We start from the raw sequence: 19,797 nt of genomic DNA on the forward strand, positions 1-19,797 counted from the left end.
ACCGGGCGTTTTCAAGGGGTCGGGCAAAGCGGGCATAATAACGTCTTTCCCCGTTCAGCCCGACCTTCCGCCGTGAATCCTCCGTCTCCTTCCGCCCTCGTCCCGCGGCCTTCGGCCTGTCCGGGCCTGCTGCGCATCGTGCCCGCGCGCGATGGCGGCCTGTGCCGGGTGAAGTTGCCGGGCGGGCGACTCATGGCAGGCCAGGCGCGAGCGATCGCCGCCGCCAGCGAGCGCTGGGCGAACGGGGTACTGGAGCTGACCAATAGGGCCAACCTGCAATTGCGCGGCGTGCGCCCGGACGGCGCCGACGCCCTGGTGGCTGCCTTGCAGGCCGCCGGTCTGGGCCCGAGCGATCCGGCCGCCGATGACGTGCGCAATCTGCTGCTCAGCCCCACGGCGGGGCGCGATCCGCAGCAGCTGCAGGATGTCCGTCCCCTGGCCGCCGAGTTGCTCGCCCTGTTGGAAGGCGACCGCCGGCTGCATGGCCTGTCGCCCAAGTTCGCCCTGCAGCTGGACGGCGGCGAGGGCCTGGCGCGGCTCGACCATGCCCATGATGTCTGGCTGTCCGCTCGCCCCGAAGGCTATGCGCTTGGTCTCGCCGGTATCCCACTGGATGCGCCGGTTGGATTGATCGCCCCGGGCCAGGAGGTGGCGACCGTCGCACGGCTGCTGCATCGCTTTCTCGACCTGGCCGGTCCCGGGCAGAGCCGCATGCGCCAGCTGCTGGCTCAGTGCCCGGCCGCAGAGTTGCTGGTGGGGTTGGACCTGCTGCCGGTTCCGCGCAGCCCACGCGCGGCGGCCGCAACCGAGCTGCGCCTGGGCAGCCATCCCCAGCTTCAGCCGGGTCGCTGCTGGGTCGGTGCCCAGCCCGCCCTGGGCCGACTGCCGGCAACCAGCCTGGCTGCCGTCGCCGACCTGGCCGAGCACCTTGGCGAGGGCGCGGTGCACCTGACCCCCTGGCAGGGCCTGCTGCTGCCCGATGTGCCAGTCGACAGGGCCCCCGAGTTGCTCGGCGCTCTGGCCACCCTGGAGCTGACCACCGATCCCGCCGCGCCCCTGGCCCGGCTGATCGCCTGCACCGGCAGCCAGGGCTGCGCCAAGGGCCAGGCCGACACCAAGGGCGATGCCCTACGCCTGGCCGAGCGGCTGCCGGCGGACGTGGAGGTGCATCTCTCCGGCTGCCCGCGCAGTTGCGCCCTGGCTGGCCAGGCGCCCCATACCCTCTTGGCGGTGGCTCCCGGCCGCTATGACCTCTTCGTGCGCGACGCCACCCAGCCCGGTCCGGGCCGGCGGCGCGCCACCCACCTTTCTCTCGACGAGGCCGCCGCCTGGCTGGCCCGGAGTCCTAGTGATGCTTGAATACGAACGCGACGGCCAGGCGATCTATCGCCAATCCTTCGCCACCATCCGCGCCGAGGCCGATCTCTCGGCCATCCCCGCCGACCTGGAAAAGCTCGCCGTGCGGGTGATCCACGCCTGCGGCATGGTCGACGTGGTCCAGGACCTGGCCTTTTCCCCGGGTGCCGGCGCGGCCGGTCGCGCGGCCTTGGCGGCCGGCGCGCCCATCCTCTGCGATGCCCGCATGGTCGCCGAGGGCGTTACCCGCACTCGCTTGCCGGCCAACAATCAGGTGATCTGCACCCTGCACGACGAGGGTATCCGCGAGCTGGCCGTGGCCCAGGGCAACACCCGCTCGGCGGTGGCCCTGGAGCGCTGGCGGCCGCACCTGGCCGGCAGCGTGGTGGTGATCGGCAACGCCCCCACGGCGCTGTTCTATCTGCTGGAGATGCTCGATGCCGGGGCGCCCAGGCCAGCGCTGATCCTCGGCATGCCGGTGGGCTTCGTTGGTGCCATGGAGTCCAAGGACGCCCTGGCCGCCGACAGTCGCGGCGTGCCCTACGTCATCGTCCGCGGCCGCCGTGGCGGCAGCGCCATGGCCGCGGCAGCGGTCAATGCCCTGGCCACGGAGGTGGAGTGATGGCCGGCCGCCTGCTCGGCCTGGGCGTCGGCCCCGGCGATCCGGAACTCATCACCCTGAAGGCCCTGCGCCTCCTGCAGGGCGCGCCGGTGGTGGCCTATTTCGTCGCCAAGGCCAAGGCCAACGCGGGCCAGGGCGGCAATGCCTATGGCGTCATCGAGGGCTATCTGCTGGACGGCCAGCAGCGCCTGCCACTGGTCTATCCGGTGACCACCGAGAAGCTGGCGCCGCCGCTGTCCTACGAGACGGTGATCGCCGACTTCTACGACACCGCCGCCGCCCAGGTGGCCGACCATCTGGACGCCGGCCGTGACGTGGCGGTGATCTGCGAGGGCGATCCCTTCTTCTACGGCTCCTACATGTACCTGCACGACCGCTTGGCCGAGCGCTACGAAGCCCAGGTGGTGCCGGGGGTCTGTTCCATGCTCGGCGGTGTGGCCATGCTCGGTCTGCCGCTGGTCTATCGCAACCAGACCCTCACGGTGCTCTCCGGGGTGCTCTCCGCCGAGGAACTCAAGGCGCGCCTCGCCAGCGCCGACGCCGCCGTGGTGATGAAGCTCGGGCGCAATTTCGAGAAGGTGCGCCAGGTGTTGCGCGAGCTCGGCCTGGACGAGCGTGCCCGCTATATTGAGCGCGCCACCATGGACAACCAGCGCATCGTCGCGCTGGACGCCGTCGAGCCCATGGCCTCGCCGTATTTCTCGCTGGTGGTGGTGCCGGGGGTGAAATGGAAGGGTTGAGCCCGGCCATCGTCATCCTCGGCCCCGGCGCCCTGGCCACCGCCCGCCGCCTGCAGGACGACCTGCCGGGCAGTCTGGTGCATGGTTTGGCCGGGCGGGTCGAGGGCGATGTCAGCTACAACGCCTTCGGCGACCACCTGCGTGACCTCTATCGCCAGCAGCGGCCCTTGGTGGTGCTCTGCGCCGCCGGCATCGTCATCCGCACCCTGGCGTCCTTGCTGGATGACAAGACCGCCGAGCCGCCGGTCCTGGCGGTGGCCGAAGACGGCAGCGCCGTGGTGCCGCTGTTGGGTGGTCTGGCCGGTGCCAACCGTCTGGCTCGCCAGCTGGGTACCTTGCTGGACGTGGCCCCGGCCATCACCACCAGTGGCGAACTGAGATTCGGCACCTGCCTGCTCGATCCACCGGCCGGCTATGCCCTAGCCGACGTCGACGTGGCCAAGCATCGGGTGGCCGATCTGCTGGCCGGCGCCCCGGTACGCATCGAGGGCGAGGCGCCCTGGCTGGATGAGGTACCCCTGGCTCGCGATCCCGAGGCGCGGCAGCGCATCCTGGTCTCGCCCATGACCAGCGCCGACGACCATACCCTGCTGATCCATCCCCGCGCCGTGCTGGTGGCGGTACGCGCCGATGCCACCGCTGCCGCCGTCACCGAACTCCTTGCCAGCACCGGCTATGCGCCAGGTGCCGTGGCGGTGTTGCTGGCGCGGGCGGAAGACATGGCCGCGCCCGGCCTGGCCGAGCTGAGCCAGGCGCTGGCCGTACCCTTGAGATTCGTCGACGCCCGCACCCCGGAGTTCGCCCGGGCGGCCGTGGTACGGGCCCAGGCCCAGGGCCTTGCCCTGCACCTGCATGACCGGCCGCTGGACGCCGATGACCTCGGCCAGCGCCGTGGCCGCCTCAGCGTGGTGGGCCTAGGCCCCGGTGCGGCCGAACTCATGGCACCGGTGGTACGCCGCGCCCTGGACCAGGCCGAGGACGTGCTCGGCTACGCGACCTACGTGCAGATGGCCGGCCCCCTGCGCCCGGACCAACTGGCCCATGCCAGCGACAACCGTGAAGAATTGCAGCGTGCCCGCCATGCCTTCGAACTGGCCGCCAGCGGTCGTCAGGTGGTCATGGTGTCGTCCGGCGATCCGGGGGTCTTCGCCATGGCCGCCGCGGTACTGGAGGTGCTGGAAGGCGCCGATGATCCGCGCTGGGCGGCGGTGGAGCTGGAGATCCTGCCGGGCATCACCGCGGCCATGGCCAGCGCCGCCCTGGCCGGGGCGCCGCTGGGCCACGACTTCTGCCTGATCTCCCTGTCCGACAACCTCAAGCCCTGGGCGGTGATCGAGCAGCGCCTGCGCCAGGCCGCCGCGGCGGACCTGGCCATGGCCTTCTACAATCCCATCTCCAAGGCCCGACCGCATCAGCTGGACCGGGCGCTGGACGTCCTGCGCAGCTGCCGCTCGGCGAACACCCCGGTGATCCTCGGTCGCGACGTCGGCCGTCCCGGTGGCGGTCTCGAATACACCAGCCTCGGCGCCCTGCGCAGCGAGATGGTGGATTCGCGCACCCTGGTGATCCTCGGCTCCAGCCATACCCGGCGCTTTCCGCGGGCCGACGGCGGCGAATGGGTCTATACGCCGCGCTGGTACGATACGGAATTGTTATAAAGTAACATTTAGTGCTTGAATCCTGGTCGCCGCTGGCTCACCCTCGGCGACCTTTCCGTTCCCTGGCGGGAAGCCGGTGCAACTCCGGCGCGGTCGCGCCACTGTGAGCTTCGCGAGAAGTGAGCCAGACCTTGCCAGGGGACATCCATCATCCACAAGGGACGCGTCATCCCAAGGAGAGTCCATGTTTCGCCGTCTTCTGCCGCTGCTCGCCGCCGGCCTGCTGTCCGTATCCCCCCTCGCCACCCAAGCCGCCACTGCCTATCCACTGACCGTGCACAACTGCGGCCGTGACCTGGTCTTCGAGCGCGCGCCCCAACGGCTGGTCAGCCTGGGCCAGGCCAGTACCGAGTTGCTCTTGCGCCTGGGCGTGGGCGCGCGCCTGGTGGGTACCGGGGTCTGGTTCGGCGGCCTGCCGAAGGACCTGCAGGAGGAGGGCAAGGGCATTCCGCGCCTGGCCGACAACGCCCCCAGCTTCGAAGCCGTGGTCGGCACCCGGCCGGACCTGGTGGCGGCGCAGTACACCTATCACGTCGGCCCGGGCGGCGAGGTGGCGGACTTCCCGCGCTTCGCCAAGCTGGGCATCCCCGCCTATGTGGCGCCCAGCGATTGCGAGGGCAAGGCGGTGACCGCTGATTCCAACAGCGACGGCAGCCGCAGTGCGCCCTTCGACATGCAGCTGGTGACCCGCGAGGCCCGGGAACTGGCGGCCATTCTCGATGTGCAGCCGGCCGGCAAGCAGCTGGTCGCCGAGCTGGACCGCCGCATCGCCGCCGCCGGCGAGCAGGCCAAGGCCGCCGGGGTCCAGGGGCGTTCGGTGCTGTTCTGGTTCTCCAGCCCGCGCCTGGAAGGCGATCCCTGGGTCGCTGGCAACCTCGGCGCACCGGCCTGGATCGCTCGCGCCCTGGGCCTGCGCAACGTGGTCGACAGCGCCGAGGAATGGCCGGCGGTGAGCTGGGAGCGCATCGCCAGTCTGGACCCTGACTATATCGTGGTGGCGCGTATGGACCGTCGTCTCTATCCCGCCGATGACGTCGACAAGAAGCTGGCCTTCCTGCGCAGCGATCCCCTGACCCGCGAATTGCGCGCGGTGCGCGAGAACCACCTGCTGGTGGTGGACGCCCCGACCCTCAATCCCTCGCTGCGGGTGGTGGACAGCGTCGAGACCCTGGCCGCCGACCTGGCCAAGCCGCAACCATGAGCCTGCCTCTGGCGGCCGAGGGTGCCCGGCCCTGGCGCTGGCTGCTGGGCCTGGCCGCGGTGCTGGCGCTGGCGGCGAGCGTGGTGCTGGCGGCCTCCTTCGGCGAGATGCCCATCGCGCCCCTGACCAGTCTGCAGGCCATCGCCAACGGCCTCGGCCTGGGGCCCTATCCGGTGGAGCGCATCGTCCAGGGCATCGTCTGGGAATACCGCCTCAGTCGTGCCCTGGTGGCCGCCTGCTGCGGCGCCGGCCTGGCGGTCTCGGGTGCCATCCTCCAGGCGCTGCTGCGCAACGCCCTGGCCGAACCCTATGTGCTGGGGCTGTCGGCAGGAGCCTCCACCGGCGCGGTGCTGGTGATGCTGCTGGGCGTCGGCGGCGGGGTGCTCGGGGTCTCGCTCGGCGCCTTTCTCGGCGCCGTGCTGGCCTTCGCCGTGGTGCTGCCCTTTCTCGGCAGTGGCGGCAGCACCCGCATCATCCTCGCCGGGGTGGCCGCCTCCCAGCTGTTCAATGCCCTGACCGCCTATATCGTCGCCACCGCGGCCAATGCCGAGCAGGCACGCAGCGTGATGTTCTGGCTGCTCGGCAGCCTGGCCGGGGTGCGTTGGCCGGACGTCTGGCTGGCCGCCGGGGTGGTGCTCGCCGGGCTGCTGGTGTGCCTAGCCTGTGCCCGGGCGCTGGACGCCTTCGCCTTTGGCGAGGACGCCGCCGCCAGCCTCGGGGTCGCTGTGGGGCCGCTGCGTCTCCTGCTGCTAGCGGTCACCGGCCTGATCACCGCCTGCCTGGTCAGCCTGGTGGGCGCGGTGGGCTTCGTCGGCTTGGTGATTCCCCATGTGGCACGCTTCCTGGTCGGCCCCGGGCATGGCCGGCTGCTGCCCACCTGCGCGCTGATCGGCGCCCTCTTCATGGTGCTGGCCGACATCGTCGCCCGCACCCTGGTGGCCAAGCAGACCCTGCCCATCGGCGTGGTCACCGCCCTAGTCGGCGCGCCGGCCTTCGCCTTCATCCTCTATCGCGCGCGGGAGGTCCGATGAGCCTCGCCGCGCGGGACGTGGCCTGGAGCGCCGGCGGCCAGCCGATCCTCCGCGGGGTGACGCTGGCGGTGCCGCCCGGCGGGGTACTGGGGCTGCTCGGCCCCAATGGCTCGGGCAAGTCCAGTCTGCTGCGGCTATTGGCCGGGCTGCGCCGCCCGGAGCAGGGCCGGGTCAGCCTCGACGAGACGCCCCTGCAGGACCTGCGTCGTCGCGACCTGGCGCGCCGGGTGGCCCTGGTGGAGCAGCAGGCCGGTACCGAGGCCGATCTATCGGTGGCCGAGGTGGTGCGCCTGGGCCGCACACCCCATCGGGGCCTGCTCGACGCCTGGAGCGCGCGCGATGCCGAAGTCTGCCAGCGCGCCCTGGCTCAGGTGGGACTGGTCGACAAGGCCGCCCGCCGTTGGCACAGCCTCTCGGGTGGCGAACGCCAGCGCGCCCAGATCGCCCGCGCCCTGGCCCAGGAGCCCAGCGAACTCCTGCTGGACGAACCCACCAATCACCTCGATATCCAGCACCAGCTGGAAATCCTCGACCTGGTCCGCCGCCTGCCGGCCACCTGCGTGCTGGCCATCCACGATCTCAACCTCGCCGCGCTGTTCTGCGATCGCCTGGCGGTGCTGCGCGACGGTCGCCTGGTCGCCGAAGGCGCCCCGGCCGCGGTGCTGACGGCCGCGCTGATCCAGCAGGTCTGGGGCGTGAAGGCGCAGGTGACGCTGGACGGCCCCGACGGTCGGCCGACGATCCGCTATCGGCTGGATTGACGGCGCCGCACCGGGCCGGCCCGCTCTTCGATCGCCTGCCTGAGCTGTGGGCGACCACCCAGCCAGAAGACCGCTTCGGTGGCGATGAACAGCGGACCGATGGCCAGGCCGGTGAGGTCGTCGAGAAAGGCCGGCTTGCGCCCCTCGTAGTGGTGACCGACGAACTGGATGGCCCAGCCGACCAGGAACAGACCCAGCCCCCAGCCCAGCCAGACGCCCGTGGTCCGGGCCGCCAGCGTGGCACCCAGCCAGAGGGCAAGACCAAGCAGCACGCTCATCAGCAGTCCCAGCGGCCGATCCAGGCGCAGGTAGAAGACCGCCACCGCCCCGGCCACCGGTACCGCGGGCGACAGCGGCCAGCCGGCCAGGCTGAAAACCGGTCGCGACAGCAGGATGGCCACCGCCAGCACGATCAGCAGGATGCCGGGAAAGTGGCTGGCGATGTTGCGCGGATCGCGGTGGTAGCTCGCGTAATGGCTGAGATGATCTTCCAGGGTCTTCATCGGCAGGCATCCAGGCGGCTGGGCGGGAAGCCTCAGCATGCACCGGGAAGACCCTGCGCGTCAGCGGGCACCAGGAGAAATGCGATTGCGATAATCGCCCCCTCGCTCGATAATCGATCAAAAGCCTGCCGAGGACCGGTCCGATGGACGATAACCGCACCGCTCACGCCACGGGCCTGCCGCCACTGGCCGCGCCGCCCATCATCGCCTCGCCGGCCAAGCGCATCGAAGCCTTCACCGGCGACCCCAACTTCATGACCTCCCTGGCCCGCGGCCTGGCGGTCATCCATGCCTTCCAGGAGCGCAAGCGCCAGCTGACCATCGCCCAGATCAGCCATCGCACCGAGATCCCGCGCGCCGCGGTGCGCCGCTGCCTGCATACCCTGATGAAGCTGGGCTACGTCACCACCGACGGCCGCACCTACTCGCTGCTGCCCAAGGTGCTGACCCTGGGGCACGCCTATCTGTCGTCGACGCCGCTGGCGGTCACCGCCCAGCCGGTGCTCGATCGCTTGAGCGAGCAACTGCACGAAGCCTGCTCCATGGCCACCCTGGAAGGCGACGAGATCCTCTACATCGCCCGCTCGGCGACGCCGCAGCGATTGATCTCGGTGGACCTCAGCGTCGGCAGCCGGCTGCCGGCCTATTGCACCTCGATGGGCCGCATCCTGCTCGCCGCCCTGGACGATGCCGCCCTGCACGACTACCTGGAACACGCCGACCTGCAGGCCAAGACCAGCCGCACCCTCTATCAGCCGCCGGCGCTCATCGAGTGCCTGGGCCAGGTGCGCCAGCAGGGCTACGTCATCGTCGACCAGGAGCTGGAGGTGGGGCTGAGATCCCTGGCGGTGCCTCTGAGAGACGCCGCCGGCCAGGTGCTGGCGTCGCTCAACGTCGGCACCCACGCCAGTCGGGTCAGTCGCCAGGAGCTGGAGACGCGCTTCCTGCCGGTGCTGCTGGCGGCCAGCCAGGAATTGAGTACCCGGCTGTTTCACTAGCGAATCTGGTCGATTATCGGCCATATCGCCGATAATCGAATTGTCAGCTGTTCGGAGTTGGGCTTAACGTCGGCGCAGTGGCGCACTACGCCGATAACAACAACACGAGCAGACCACCATGACGCAAACCCTCGCGGGCGCCGTGCCCCTGGCCGATTCCTCGGCCACGGCGACAGTCGGCACCCTGGACGTCCAGCAGTTCATCAATCTCCAGGCACTGTCCGCCTACCAGTGGCGCATCGTCGCCCTGTGCTTTCTCATCGTCTTCCTCGATGGGCTGGACACCGCGGCCATGGGCTTCATCGCCCCGGCGCTGTCGGTGGAGTGGGGCATCCTACGCGCCAGCCTGGGGCCGGTGATGAGCGCGGCCTTGGGCGGCATGGTCTTTGGCGCCCTGGGTTCCGGCCCGCTGGCCGATCGCTTCGGCCGCAAGGGCGTGCTGGTGGTCGCCACCTTCATCTTCGGCGGCTTCAGCCTGCTGTCGGCCTTCAGCGCCAACCTCGAACAGCTGGTGATCCTGAGATTCCTCACCGGGCTGGGCCTGGGCGCGGCCATGCCCAACGCCACCACGCTGCTCTCGGAATACACCCCCGAGCGCCTCAAGTCGCTGCTGGTGACCAGCATGTTCTGCGGCTTCAACCTGGGCATGGCCGGCGGTGGCTTCGTCTCGGCCTGGATGATCCCGGCCTACGGCTGGCACAGCCTGCTGGTGCTGGGCGGCGTGCTGCCCCTGGCGCTGGCCGTGGTGCTGCTGCTATGGCTGCCGGAATCGGCGCGCTATCTGGTGGTGCACGGCAAGAGCGCCGAGCGCATCCGCCGGGTGCTGGCGCCCATCGGCCGCGAGGCCGCCGAGGCCCGGCACTTCGTGGTGCCCGAGCAGAAGTCGGTCAAGACCGGCAACGTCTTCGCGGTGATCTTCAACCGCAACTACAGCGCCGGCACCCTGCTGCTGTGGCTGACCTATTTCATGGGCCTGGTGATCGTCTACCTGCTCACCAGCTGGCTGCCGACGCTGATGCGCGACGCCGGCGCCAGCCTGGAGCAGGCCGCCCTGATCGGCGCGCTGTTCCAGTTCGGCGGGGTGCTCAGCGCGGTCTTCGTCGGCTGGGCCATGGACAGACTCAATCCGCACAAGGTGATCGGCCTGTTCTATGCCCTGGCTGGGATCTTCGCCTACTGCGTCGGCCAGAGCCTGGGCCAGGTCGCTCTGGTGGCCACCCTGGTGCTGGTGGCCGGCATGTGCATCAACGGCGCCCAGTCGGCCATGCCCTCGCTGGCGGCACGCTACTACCCGACCCATGGCCGCGCCACCGGGGTGTCCTGGATGCTCGGCATCGGCCGCTTCGGCGCCATTACCGGCGCCTGGATGGGCGCGACCCTGCTGGGGCTGGGCTGGACCTTCACCCAGGTACTCACCGCGCTGCTCCTGCCGGCCGGTCTCGCCGCCCTGGCCGTGCTGATCAAGGGCGTGGTCAGTCACGCTGATGCGACCTAGCGTCGACGGCTTCCCCTTTGCCGGTGGCGGGCGCTAGGCGCAGGCGCTGCCACCGCGTAAAGTTGCACCCTTTGCACGCTCCGCAGTCACCCGGCTAGAGCGGTGCAGACGTCCAAGGGGTTCCATGAAAGGTTTCGCTCGCCGCGGGCAGTGGGCTGTCCGGCTGGTAACGCTTATCGCTTGCTTTCTGATTGCTCCGGCCTTCGCCGAGACGCGGCAGGTCACCGATGTCCTCGGGCGCACGGTGACCATCGACGCGCCGGCCAAGCGCGTGGTGCTGGGCTTCCACTATGGCGACTACCTGGCGGTGGGGGGCGAGCATGCCTTCGACGCCGTGGTCGGTGTCTCCCGCGGTGCCTGGGAGCGCAAGGTGCCGGCCAACTGGGCGCTCAACGTCGCCCACCGGCCCTCCCTGGCCACCCTTCCCGATGTGGGGGAGACGGAAAACAATAGTTTTTCCGTGGAGAAGGTGCTCGCTCTAAAGCCGGACCTGGTGGTGCTGGCCGCCTGGCAATTCCAGGCGCTGGACAGCGAGGTCAAGCGCCTCGAACAGCTCGGCATCCCGGTGGTGGCGATCGACTACAACGCCCAGACCCTGGAACGCCACCTGGCCTCCACCCGCTTGCTCGGCATCATCACCGGCCAGGAGGCACGGGCCGCCGAGCTGGCCGACTTCTATGCCAAGGTGGTGCAGGACATCCAGACCCGCATCGCCGCGGCCCATCGGCCGAAACCGCGGGTCTACGCCGAATTCGGCAACAAGGGCCCGGCCGAGTACTCCTTCACCTATGGCCGCAACATGTGGGGCGCCATGGTCACCCTGGCCGGCGGCGACAACATCGCCGCGCCCTTCATCCAATGGTGGGGGGTGATGAATCCGGAGCAGGTGCTCATGGCCCAGCCGGAGGTCATCTTCATCTCCGGGCGCGAAGACAACAGCAATCCCACCGCCTTGCCCATGGGCCCCGGCGTGACCGCCGATGACGCCCGCAGCCATCTGCGCGCCTTCATGCAGCGACCGGGCTGGAGCAATCTGCCGGCGATCCGCGACGGGCGTCTCTATGGTGTCTACCAGGGTGCCTCGCGCAGCCTGGAAGACTTCGCCATGCTGCAGTTCATCGCCAAGCAGCTCTATCCGGATCTGTTCCAGGACATGGATCCCATGGCCAACTACCGTGAGTTCTACCGCCGCTACATGCCGATCCAGCCCCAGGGCACCTTTGCCATAGGCCTGAACCCATGAGCGCTTCCTCACCCTCCAGCCACGCGGACGCCATCGCCGACCAGCGCGCCCGCGAGCGGCGGCGCTGGCGGGCCTGCGGGGTGTTTCTGCTGCTGACCCTGGCGGGTCTGGTGCTGGACATCGCCACCGGGCCTTCGCTGCTTTCACCGCTGGAGGTGCTCAAGTCCCTGACCGGCCTCGGCGAGCGTCAGCCGATGACCGACGCCATCGTCCGCGACCTGCGCCTGCCGGTGGCGCTGATGGCCCTGGCGGTGGGCGCCGCCCTTGGCGCCGGCGGAGCGCAGATGCAGACGCTGCTCAACAATCCCATGGCCAGTCCCTACACCCTGGGCATGGCGGCTGCCGCCGGCTGTGGCGCGGCCCTCAGCCTGGCACTGGGCAGCTTCGGCCTGGGCGCGCTGATCGGGGTGCCGCTGGGCGCCTTCGTCTTCGCCATGCTGGCGGCGCTGTTCCTTTTCGCCCTGGCTTCGCTCAAGCGCACCGGCAGCGACACCATCATCCTCGGTGGCATCGCCCTGCTGTTCCTGTTCCAGTCATTGCTGTCGCTGGTGCAGTTCCTGTCCTCGCCGGAGCTTTCCCAGCAGATCCTCTTCTGGCTGTTCGGCAGCCTCGGTCGCGCCACCTGGACCACCCTGGCCATCGTTGCCGGGGTGACCCTGCTGTGCTGCATTCTGCTCTTGCGCGATGCCTGGAAACTGGCTGCCCTGCGCCTGGGCGAGGCGCGGGCCGAGAGCCTGGGCGTGGACATCCGCCGCCTGCGCCTCAAGGTGCTGATCCTGGTGGCGGTGATGACCGCCACGGCCACCAGCTTCGTCGGGGTGATCGGCTTCGTCGGCCTGGTCGCGCCCCATATCGCCCGCTGGCAGGTGGGGGAGGATCAGCGCTTCCTGCTGCCACTGTCCGCCATCTGCGGCGCCCTGATGCTGTCCTTCGCCTCGGTGCTGTCCAAGTCCATCCTGCCCGGGGCGCTGTTTCCGGTGGGCATCGTCACCGCCATCGTCGGGGTGCCCTTCCTGCTCTGGCTCATCTTCGCCCCGCGCAGGTCCAGCCTATGATCCGCCTCCATGACCTCGCGCTGAAGCGCGGCGACCGCACCGTGATTTCCGGTTTGAGCACCGAGCTGCATCCCGGCCAGGTCCATGTGATCCTCGGCCCCAACGGCACCGGCAAGACCACCTTGCTGCGCGCCCTGGCCGGGGACCTGCCGCTGGCGGCCGGCCATATCGAACGCGGCGAGCGGCGGCTGGTGGCAGGTGCTTCGCTCCGCGCTCAGCGCGAGGGTTGGCGCCAGGGCGTGGCCTATATGCCCCAGGATTCCCATGCCGAGGCGGCGCTGTCGGTGCTGGAGACGGTGGCCATGGGCAGCCTGGAACGGCTGACCCTGCATCTGGACGATGAGCTGCTGGAACGGGCGCTGGGCAAGCTCGACGAGGTGGGGATCGGCCATCTGGCGTCGCGCCAGCTGGGCGCCCTGAGTGGCGGTCAGCGGCAGCTGGTGTTCTTCGCCCAGGTGCTGATGCGCGAACCCGAGGTGATGCTGCTGGACGAACCGGTCAGTGCGCTGGATCTGCGGCACCAGATCAACCTGCTCGATCAGGTACGCCACGAGACCCGGCTGCACCAGCAGGTGACCGTGGTGGTGCTGCACGACCTCAACCTGGCCTGCCAGTACGCCGATTCCCTGCTGGTGCTGGTGAACGGTGGCCTGCTGGCCGCCGGGCGACCCGCGGCCATCGTCACCGCCGACCTGCTGGAGGCCACCTACGGCGTGGCGGTGGACATCCTGCAGGACCGCCAGGGCCGTCCGGTGGTCCAGCCGCTGACCGGCCAGGCCTTCACCGAGGCCTGACCGCAGGGTTGCAGAGGGTGGGGCGTCAGAAGGTGTAGGTGAAACCGGCCTGCACGGTACGCGGCTCGCCCGGATAGCTGTAGGCGTTCCAGGAACTCTCGTCGTAGCCCTTGTTGAAGACGTTGCGCACGTCCAGGTTCAGTCGCAGGTGCTCGTCGACCTTGTAGAAGCTCAACAGGTCGGTGACCGTGTAGCTGTCCATGGTGTAGTCGCTGGCAATTGTTTTCTGGCCTTCGCGTTCACCCACGTACTTGAGGTTGGCGCCCAGTCCCAGGCCGCGCAGCACGCCGTCATGGAATTCGTAGACGTTGAGCAGATTGACGGCATTGCGCGGGATATTGGTCAGGCGCGTACCGCGGACCAGGGTGTTGTCCTTGGTGACCTCGGCATCGGTGAAGGCGTAGCCGCCGAGGATGCGCCAGTTGGGCGTCAGGTCGCCGGTCACGTTGACCTCGAAGCCGCGGCTGCGTACCTCGCCGGCGGCGACGTTGAAATTCGGATCGACCGGGTCCAGGGTCAGGACGTTTTCCTTGACCGTATGGAAAATCGCCGTGTCGACGCTGAGGCGCCCGTCCAGCGCCGCCCACTTCATGCCTACCTCGTAGGCTTTGCCTTCCTCGGGGTCGAAACCGCCGCCCAGGCGCGCCGCGCCGGTGTTGGGTTTGAACGACTTGGAGGCGCTGGCATAGAGCGCCAGTTCCGGGGTGAGGTCGTAGCTGACGCCCAGGCGCGGGGTGACGGCGTTGTCGGCGTTGGACCAGCTCTGACCACCGGCGACGAAGTTGTCGTAATCGTGCTCGAAGCGCTCCAGGCGCACGCCACCCAGCACCTTGAAACGCTCGGTGAGGGCGATCTGGTCCTGCACGAAGGCGGCCCAGGTCTTGAGGGTCTCGTGGTCATGGGTCGGCGTACGGGTCAGGGCCGGACGCGGCTGACCAAGGATCGGATCGACCAGGTTGACCGCATAGACACCGGTGCCGCCGGGGGAGCGCTGGATGATCGACTGATAGTCATAGTCTTCCACCTCGATCCCGGTGATCAGGGTGTGACCCAGGCCAAAGGTGTCGAAGCGACCGGTCAGGTTCAGCTGCAGGTCGCGATCAGTCCACTCCAGCTTGCGGTAGTTGAAGTTGCGGCCCAGGGTCACGCCGTCGGCTTGCACGCCGTTGGCTTCCACGGCATTGCCCTTGAGGCTGCCGTCCAGGTACTGGAAACCACCCGCCAGGGTCCAGGCGTCGCTCAACTGGTGCTCGAAGCGCAGCTGATAGGTCTCGCTGTCGCTGTGCAGCAGGTTGGTGGTGCCCTTTTCCCAGGCATTGGTGGAACGACTGGCCTCGGCGCGCTGAGTCAGGTAGTTGGTGCGGCCGCGATCCAGCGGGGCGTTGCTGCGGATGATGTCCGCCTCGAAGGTGATGAGGGTGGCGTCGGTGGCCTGCCAGCTCAGCACCGGGGCGACTTCGTAGCGCTCGGTGTGCACGTCGTCGCGGAAGGTGTCGCCGCCCTCGGCGATCAGGTTGAGGCGATAGGCCAGGCGGCCGTCCTCGTCCACCGGGCCGGTGGTGTCCAGGGTGCCGCGGCGCAGACCCTGGTCGGTGAACTGGCTGCCAAGGGTGGTCTTGCGCTCACCCATTGGCTGCTTGGTGACCACGTTGAAGGTGCCGCCCGGATCGCTGCGACCATAGAGGGTCGCCGCCGGGCCGCGCAGGACCTCGACCCGCTCTAGGGTGGCGGCATCCGGCGCACTGGGATAGCCGCGGTTCATGGGAAAGCCGTTGCGGAAATACTCGGAGCTGGTGAAGCCGCGCACCGTATAGCTGGTCAGGCCCTGGCCGCCGAAGTTGTTGCCACGGCCGACGCCGCCGGCCTGGTCCAGCGCCTGCTGCAGGCGGGTGGCGGAGAGATCGTCGAGGGCCTCGCGGGAGACCACGCTCACCGACTGGGGCGTCTCGTGCAGCGGGGTGTCGGTGCGGGTGGCACTGCTGGAACGTTCCGCCTTGTAGCCCTGTACCGGCCCGGTGGGCGATTCGGCCGCGCCGACGATGGTGAGCTCGGACAGGGCCTGAGGCGAATCTTCCGTCTGCTCCTGGGCATGACCAGTGAGGGGGAGGGCACAGAGGGGCAGCAGATAGAAGGCAGGAACCAGCCGGCGCATTGTTGTTGTCCTGGAATTCGGGGAGGCGGATTCTAGAGCGCCTGACAAAGGGGATACAACTGCGAGTCGTTACCGCCTGAGACATATTTTCATCGGACTGGTCGGTTCGTGGGGGGAACTTGTTTGCCGAAGGGCACGAAGGGTGCGTCGCAGAGGACGGTTGCCGGGCCTGCCGCAGCGGGCCTCGGGAGGCGACGCCGGCGCTTTTGCCGTAGCATGCCGCTCCTTTGCCGTCGTGATCGCCCATGAATACCGCCACCCTTGCCCGCCTTACCGACCTGCTCTTGGTCGCCCTCGATCCGCCCCCTGCCGAGGCGCGCCGACTGGTGCACGGCCGTGGCCGGTTGCTGCCGGGGCTGGAACAACTGACCGTCGACTGGCTGGAAGGCGTGGTGCGGGTAGGGCTGTTCCGCGAAGTGCCCGCGGTCGAGCTGGAGGCCCTGCGCACGACCCTGACGGCCCTGGGCGAGACCCCGGCGTGGCGCGCCAGTGGTGCCAGTAGCCTGCTGTTGCAGCATCGTTACCGCCTGGATGCCGCCAGCGAGGCGCTGATCGGCGCGCCGGTGGGCGAGCACGTCATCCATGAGGACGGCCTGACGTTCGGCCTGGATCTGTCCCGTCACCAGAATATGGGGCTGTTCCTCGACATGCGCCTGGGCCGCCGCTGGGTGCGCGAGCAGGCCGCCGGCCTGCGCATCCTCAACCTGTTCGCCTACACCTGTGGTTTCTCCGTAGCGGCCCTGGCCGGCGGCGCGGCCCAGGTGGTCAATCTGGACATGGCTCGCGGGCCCCTGACCCGCGGCCGCGAAAATCACCGCCTCAATGGCCACGACCTGGGCAAGGTCAGCTTTCTCGGCCACGAACTGTTCAAGTCCTGGGGCAAGGTGCGCAAGCTCGGGCCCTATGATCTGGTGATCGTCGACCCGCCCAGCTTCCAGCAAGGCAGCTTCGCCCTGACCAAGGACTATGCGCGCATCCTGCGCCGGTTGCCGGAGCTGCTCACCCCTGGCGGGCGAGTGCTGGCCTGCGTCAACGATCCCGGTGTGGGGGCGGACTTCCTCATCGCCGGCATGGCCCAGGAAGCACCGGGACTGGCCTTCGTCGAGCGCCTGGCCAATCCACCGGAATTCGCCGACGAGGACCCCGAGGGCGGCCTCAAGGTACTGGTCTTCGGACAGTCCTGAGCCTGGCGTTGCCGTGATACCCGGCGCCGATGAGGCAGGCACTGGCACAGGTACCGCAGGCACACATCGTTACGGCAATCCCTCCGCAGACCGCTCTCCACTGCCAGAGCCCCATCGCGCCGAGGAGCCGTCCAGGGCGCGCTTCTCAGGCTCTGCGGTGAGCCGCGAGCGCCTCATAAACGGCCGTTTCGAAGTCCAGGTAACCCTTGACCGAAGGCGGATCGACGAAGGGCAGGATCTGCGTGGCCCAGAAGCCACCGATGCCGTTCTGCCGGTCGATCCAGTAGTAGAGGTTGGCCAGCCCGGCCCAGGCCAGGGAGCCGGCTGGGCGACCGGTCGGGGCATCGGTGTCGTTGATCATGAAGGTCAGTCCCCAGGACTTCGCCATGCCGGGAAAGAATTCGGCTGGGTTGGACAGGTGGGGAATGACACCGGGCAGGCCCCTGATCTTCAGCGCGCCGAGTCCGTTCGCCGCGGCCATCCGCACGGTCTCCGGCCTGAGCACCCGCCCGTCGGGGCCGTCGCCGTCGTTGAGCCACAGGCGGATGAACTTGGCGTAGTCCAGTGCCGTCGAGTAGAGGCCGTGCCCGCCCATGAAGACCTCCGGCTCCTGCGGTAGCACGAAGTCGTCGAGGGGAACGAGTTGGCCGGTGGCGTCGCGCTGGTGCAGGGTGGCGAGCCTGTCGCGCATGTCGGCGGTAAGCACGAAGGCGGAATCATGCATCCTCAGGGGAGCGAAGATCCGCTCCGCGAAAACTTCGTCCAGGCGCCGGCCAGTGATGCTTTCCACGACCAGACCGGCCCAGTCGATGTTCGAGCCGTATTCCCATCGTTCGCCCGGATCGAAGAGCAGCGGCGTTTCCAGGGCGGCGCGGGTAGCGGTGATGACGCTGGGTTGGCCGTGCTCGATGGCGAGGCGCTGGTAGTGCGCATTGAAGAAGTCGTAGCTAAAGCCTGCCGTGTGCAGCAACAGCATGCGGGTGGTGATGGCTCGCCGCGGCGCACGCAGGCGCGGTTGGCCATCGTCGGCAAAGCCTTCGAGCACCTGCAGCTTGCCGATGGCGGGCACATAGGTGCTGGCGGGCGCATCCAGGTCGAGCAGGCCCTGCTCCACCAGTTGCAGTACCGCGGTCCCGGTAATCGCCTTGGTAGTGGAGAAAATCGCGCACAGGCTGTCGGGCGCCATGAGGTCGGCACTGCCTAGGGTGCGCCTGCCGGCGGCGCCCACATAGAGATTGCCGTGCCGGTTGGTTACCACGGCGGCAACACCGGGAACGCCTGGGGTGCTCTCGACTGCCCTGGCCAGGATCGCGTCCGCGGCCGTTTTGAGAGTGTCTGCCATCGTCTGATCTCGCTCTGGCGCTGGTTTACGCGCCCGGTCGGGCGCGCGTGGCGAGATCTTGCGATGACCAGGGTCCGGGGTGATATCCGGCCTCGGCAGGCGCTGTCTGCCATCGGCAGATAGCCGAGACGGTCAGGCGGTGCCGCGGCGCAGGGTGTCTGAAGGTCGCTCGCCGAAACGCAGGCGATAGCTGCGGGCGAACTCGCCCATGTTGATATAGCCCCAGGCCGCGGCGATGGCGGACACGCTGGCACCAAGTGGTGCGGCGCTCAAGACTCGGCGCGCCCCTTGTAGGCGTTGCTCGCGCAGGAAGGCGCTGGGTGGATAACCGCGAAAGCTCTTGAAGGCGGCACTCAGGGTGCGGACGCTGGTGCCCACGGCGCGGGCGACATCGGCCATGGTGGGCAACTCGGCAGCATGCTCGATCATGAATTGCTCGGCGGCGCGGACCGTGCGCGGGGCCAGCCGGTGGCAGGGATCGTTCAGGTCCAAGCCGGCGCGCAAGGCCCACTCGTTGAGCAGGCGGACGCAGATGGTCTGCTCCAGGTGTCGAGCGAGCGGCCCCTGGGTGAGCCGTTCCGGCGCCTCGGCGATGGAGCGGGCGACGTAATCCATCAGCCCCAGCCAACTGGATTCCGCGCCGCCCAGACCCACCTTGGCCTGCCAGAGCGCATCGCCGGGATTGAAGCCGAACCAGTCGAGGGCGGTCCGCTCCAGTAATTCGTGGGGAATGGTCAGGTTGAATTGCAGATGGTCGGGATCGAAGTCGACCCAGTAATCGGTCCGACTGCAGTCGACGACGAAGGAGCTGCCCACCGGGGTTTCGACCGCCTGTTCGCGATCCACCCAGTGCCGCGCGGTCCCGCCGATGGTAGTGGCGACGAAGGCGTTGCCGGCGTCCTGGTCCCAATCCTTGATGTGTACCGGGATGCCATAGGCGAAGCGGGTGGCGGTGATGGCGCCGATCTTCGCCGAGTGCATCGTCGAGGCCGGGGCGATGTGGCGACCGATGGGCGCCACGTCGTAGGGCATGTACACCTCGCTCGACCAGGCCTTGATCTCGTCCCAGGCGTTGGAGAAGACCTTGTGGTGCTGGGCGATCGGCCGCCCTTGAGCATCGACGAGCAGTGCTTTCTCGAGCATGTCCTGTCTCCCTGCCGGCGTATTCGCCTACGGCGCAGTGGTTCGTTCGACTATAGGGCAGGGTTGCTGCGGTGTCGACAGGGTCGAAAGGCTCTAGTCAGGCTATTAGCGCCGGGGCAGGCGCCGGTAAAGCTGCTCGACCTTTTCCCGCGCCCAGGGCGTGCGGCGCAGGAAGGTCAGGCTGGATTTGATACTGGGCTCATGGGTGAAGCAGCGCAGCGGGATGCGCCGACCGAGTTCTTCCCAGCCGTGATGCTCCACCAGGCGGGTGAGCAGGGCTTCGAGGGTGATGCCTTCGAGGGAGGCGCGGGGCTTGTCGGACATCGGCTGGGCTCTGGATGAGGGGAGGGCAGTGTAGCCGCTGCAACGGCTCACTGCGCGTCGAAGGGGTCGACAGCCAATAAAGCGATGCTGTTCGATAATCGAACTCTTAGTCGATTATCGGATTGTTTGCGCGGGTGGGGCTTTGTAGTCTGACTCCAGACCGCCGCACCGGGCGGCGCCGACAACAAAGACGCG

The 19,797-nt window shown here is 68.7% G+C and carries 18 protein-coding genes and 1 riboswitch; of the genes, 13 read left to right on the plus strand and 5 right to left on the minus strand.

Features of this window, described 5'->3' with window-relative positions:
- Positions 1-72: 72 nt before the first annotated feature.
- From cobG to C722_RS0124090, 7 genes are all read left to right on the plus strand, one after another.
- Positions 73-1,359 (plus strand): precorrin-3B synthase, encoded by a 1,287-nt coding sequence (gene cobG / locus C722_RS0124060; RefSeq protein ID WP_026084073.1) that lies wholly within the window; start codon positions 73-75, stop codon positions 1,357-1,359.
- Entirely contained in the window at positions 1,352-1,978 is a 627-nt protein-coding gene (locus tag C722_RS0124065; protein ID WP_017642945.1) for a precorrin-8X methylmutase, read from the plus strand. Before cobG ends, C722_RS0124065 begins: the two co-directional genes overlap by 8 nt.
- Positions 1,978-2,718: a precorrin-2 C(20)-methyltransferase gene (locus tag C722_RS0124070; RefSeq protein ID WP_017642946.1), complete on the plus strand. Its 741-nt coding sequence runs from the start codon at positions 1,978-1,980 to the stop codon at positions 2,716-2,718. The genes C722_RS0124065 and C722_RS0124070 overlap by 1 nt, the downstream gene beginning before the upstream one ends.
- Positions 2,706-4,376: a precorrin-3B C(17)-methyltransferase gene (gene cobJ, locus C722_RS0124075; protein ID WP_026084074.1), complete on the plus strand. Its 1,671-nt coding sequence runs from the start codon at positions 2,706-2,708 to the stop codon at positions 4,374-4,376. Before C722_RS0124070 ends, cobJ begins: the two co-directional genes overlap by 13 nt.
- 6 nt (positions 4,377-4,382) lie before the next feature.
- A riboswitch (cobalamin riboswitch) is annotated at positions 4,383-4,530 on the plus strand.
- A 30-nt stretch (positions 4,531-4,560) separates the two neighbouring features.
- Entirely contained in the window at positions 4,561-5,577 is a 1,017-nt protein-coding gene (locus tag C722_RS0124080) for an ABC transporter substrate-binding protein (RefSeq protein ID WP_017642948.1), read from the plus strand.
- Complete coding sequence (locus tag C722_RS0124085; protein ID WP_017642949.1) at positions 5,574-6,608, plus strand: iron ABC transporter permease; 1,035 nt, start codon at positions 5,574-5,576, stop codon at positions 6,606-6,608. The genes C722_RS0124080 and C722_RS0124085 overlap by 4 nt, the downstream gene beginning before the upstream one ends.
- Positions 6,605-7,369 carry an ABC transporter ATP-binding protein gene (locus C722_RS0124090; RefSeq protein WP_017642950.1) on the plus strand — a complete coding sequence of 255 codons (765 nt, stop codon included), beginning with the start codon at positions 6,605-6,607 and terminating at the stop codon, positions 7,367-7,369. The genes C722_RS0124085 and C722_RS0124090 overlap by 4 nt, the downstream gene beginning before the upstream one ends.
- Here the strand turns inward: C722_RS0124090 and C722_RS0124095 are convergent.
- On the minus strand, positions 7,354-7,872 hold the full coding sequence (locus tag C722_RS0124095) for a DUF962 domain-containing protein (RefSeq protein ID WP_017642951.1): 519 nt from the start codon (positions 7,870-7,872) through the stop codon (positions 7,354-7,356). The two genes, C722_RS0124090 and C722_RS0124095, sit on opposite strands and share 16 nt — an antisense overlap.
- A gap of 143 nt (positions 7,873-8,015) precedes the next feature.
- Here C722_RS0124095 and C722_RS0124100 point away from each other — a divergent pair, with 143 nt between their 5' ends.
- The 5 genes from C722_RS0124100 to C722_RS0124120 all read left to right on the plus strand — a co-directional run bounded on the left by C722_RS0124100 (position 8,016) and on the right by C722_RS0124120 (position 13,457).
- A complete protein-coding gene (locus C722_RS0124100) occupies positions 8,016-8,870 on the plus strand; it encodes an IclR family transcriptional regulator C-terminal domain-containing protein (protein ID WP_017642952.1) in 855 nt (284 codons plus the stop codon).
- 118 nt (positions 8,871-8,988) lie between these two features.
- Complete coding sequence (locus C722_RS0124105; protein WP_017642953.1) at positions 8,989-10,365, plus strand: MFS transporter; 1,377 nt, start codon at positions 8,989-8,991, stop codon at positions 10,363-10,365.
- 124 nt (positions 10,366-10,489) lie between these two features.
- Entirely contained in the window at positions 10,490-11,608 is a 1,119-nt protein-coding gene (locus C722_RS0124110) for an ABC transporter substrate-binding protein (protein WP_017642954.1), read from the plus strand.
- A complete protein-coding gene (locus tag C722_RS0124115) occupies positions 11,605-12,663 on the plus strand; it encodes an iron ABC transporter permease (protein WP_017642955.1) in 1,059 nt (352 codons plus the stop codon). Before C722_RS0124110 ends, C722_RS0124115 begins: the two co-directional genes overlap by 4 nt.
- The gene (locus tag C722_RS0124120; protein WP_017642956.1) at positions 12,660-13,457 is read left to right on the plus strand and encodes an ABC transporter ATP-binding protein; all 798 of its coding nucleotides are present in this window, start codon (positions 12,660-12,662) and stop codon (positions 13,455-13,457) included. Before C722_RS0124115 ends, C722_RS0124120 begins: the two co-directional genes overlap by 4 nt.
- Before the next feature lie 25 nt (positions 13,458-13,482).
- Here C722_RS0124120 and C722_RS0124125 read toward each other — a convergent pair whose 3' ends face one another.
- Positions 13,483-15,609, minus strand: a complete 2,127-nt coding sequence (locus C722_RS0124125) for a TonB-dependent siderophore receptor (RefSeq protein WP_017642957.1) — start codon at positions 15,607-15,609, stop codon at positions 13,483-13,485.
- A 245-nt stretch (positions 15,610-15,854) separates the two neighbouring features.
- Between C722_RS0124125 and C722_RS0124130 the strand changes: the two genes are divergently transcribed.
- Positions 15,855-16,793 carry a class I SAM-dependent methyltransferase gene (locus C722_RS0124130; protein WP_017642958.1) on the plus strand — a complete coding sequence of 313 codons (939 nt, stop codon included), beginning with the start codon at positions 15,855-15,857 and terminating at the stop codon, positions 16,791-16,793.
- A 145-nt stretch (positions 16,794-16,938) separates the two neighbouring features.
- On the opposite strand, the gene C722_RS0124135 is transcribed toward C722_RS0124130, so the two are convergent.
- The 3 genes from C722_RS0124135 to C722_RS0124145 all read right to left on the minus strand — a co-directional run bounded on the left by C722_RS0124135 (position 16,939) and on the right by C722_RS0124145 (position 19,602).
- Positions 16,939-18,135, minus strand: coding sequence for a serine hydrolase (locus tag C722_RS0124135; protein ID WP_026084077.1), 1,197 nt, complete (start codon positions 18,133-18,135; stop codon positions 16,939-16,941).
- A gap of 132 nt (positions 18,136-18,267) precedes the next feature.
- On the minus strand, positions 18,268-19,278 hold the full coding sequence (locus C722_RS0124140; RefSeq protein ID WP_017642960.1) for a helix-turn-helix transcriptional regulator: 1,011 nt from the start codon (positions 19,276-19,278) through the stop codon (positions 18,268-18,270).
- A 105-nt stretch (positions 19,279-19,383) separates the two neighbouring features.
- Positions 19,384-19,602 (minus strand): VF530 family DNA-binding protein, encoded by a 219-nt coding sequence (locus C722_RS0124145; protein ID WP_017642961.1) that lies wholly within the window; start codon positions 19,600-19,602, stop codon positions 19,384-19,386.
- Positions 19,603-19,797 lie beyond the last annotated feature (195 nt).

The organism is Pseudomonas sp. 313 (assembly GCF_000316965.1).
Taxonomy (GTDB): domain Bacteria; phylum Pseudomonadota; class Gammaproteobacteria; order Pseudomonadales; family Pseudomonadaceae; genus Chryseomonas; species Chryseomonas benzopyrenica.

Excerpts from the sequence above, each read along its gene's own strand:
- C722_RS0124120 (WP_017642956.1), top strand. The coding sequence starts at position 12,660 with ATGATCCGCCTCCATGACCTCGCGCTGAAGCGCGGCGACCGCACCGTG.
- cobJ (WP_026084074.1), top strand. The coding sequence starts at position 2,706 with ATGGAAGGGTTGAGCCCGGCCATCGTCATCCTCGGCCCCGGCGCCCTG.
- C722_RS0124145 (WP_017642961.1), bottom strand. The coding sequence starts at position 19,602 with ATGTCCGACAAGCCCCGCGCCTCCCTCGAAGGCATCACCCTCGAAGCC.
- C722_RS0124140 (WP_017642960.1), bottom strand. The coding sequence starts at position 19,278 with ATGCTCGAGAAAGCACTGCTCGTCGATGCTCAAGGGCGGCCGATCGCC.
- C722_RS0124070 (WP_017642946.1), top strand. The coding sequence starts at position 1,978 with ATGGCCGGCCGCCTGCTCGGCCTGGGCGTCGGCCCCGGCGATCCGGAA.
- C722_RS0124135 (WP_026084077.1), bottom strand. The coding sequence starts at position 18,135 with ATGGCAGACACTCTCAAAACGGCCGCGGACGCGATCCTGGCCAGGGCA.
- C722_RS0124105 (WP_017642953.1), top strand. The coding sequence starts at position 8,989 with ATGACGCAAACCCTCGCGGGCGCCGTGCCCCTGGCCGATTCCTCGGCC.
- C722_RS0124080 (WP_017642948.1), top strand. The coding sequence starts at position 4,561 with ATGTTTCGCCGTCTTCTGCCGCTGCTCGCCGCCGGCCTGCTGTCCGTA.
- C722_RS0124125 (WP_017642957.1), bottom strand. The coding sequence starts at position 15,609 with ATGCGCCGGCTGGTTCCTGCCTTCTATCTGCTGCCCCTCTGTGCCCTC.
- C722_RS0124115 (WP_017642955.1), top strand. The coding sequence starts at position 11,605 with ATGAGCGCTTCCTCACCCTCCAGCCACGCGGACGCCATCGCCGACCAG.
- C722_RS0124130 (WP_017642958.1), top strand. The coding sequence starts at position 15,855 with ATGAATACCGCCACCCTTGCCCGCCTTACCGACCTGCTCTTGGTCGCC.
- C722_RS0124095 (WP_017642951.1), bottom strand. The coding sequence starts at position 7,872 with ATGAAGACCCTGGAAGATCATCTCAGCCATTACGCGAGCTACCACCGC.
- C722_RS0124100 (WP_017642952.1), top strand. The coding sequence starts at position 8,016 with ATGGACGATAACCGCACCGCTCACGCCACGGGCCTGCCGCCACTGGCC.
- C722_RS0124110 (WP_017642954.1), top strand. The coding sequence starts at position 10,490 with ATGAAAGGTTTCGCTCGCCGCGGGCAGTGGGCTGTCCGGCTGGTAACG.
- C722_RS0124065 (WP_017642945.1), top strand. The coding sequence starts at position 1,352 with ATGCTTGAATACGAACGCGACGGCCAGGCGATCTATCGCCAATCCTTC.
- C722_RS0124085 (WP_017642949.1), top strand. The coding sequence starts at position 5,574 with ATGAGCCTGCCTCTGGCGGCCGAGGGTGCCCGGCCCTGGCGCTGGCTG.
- C722_RS0124090 (WP_017642950.1), top strand. The coding sequence starts at position 6,605 with ATGAGCCTCGCCGCGCGGGACGTGGCCTGGAGCGCCGGCGGCCAGCCG.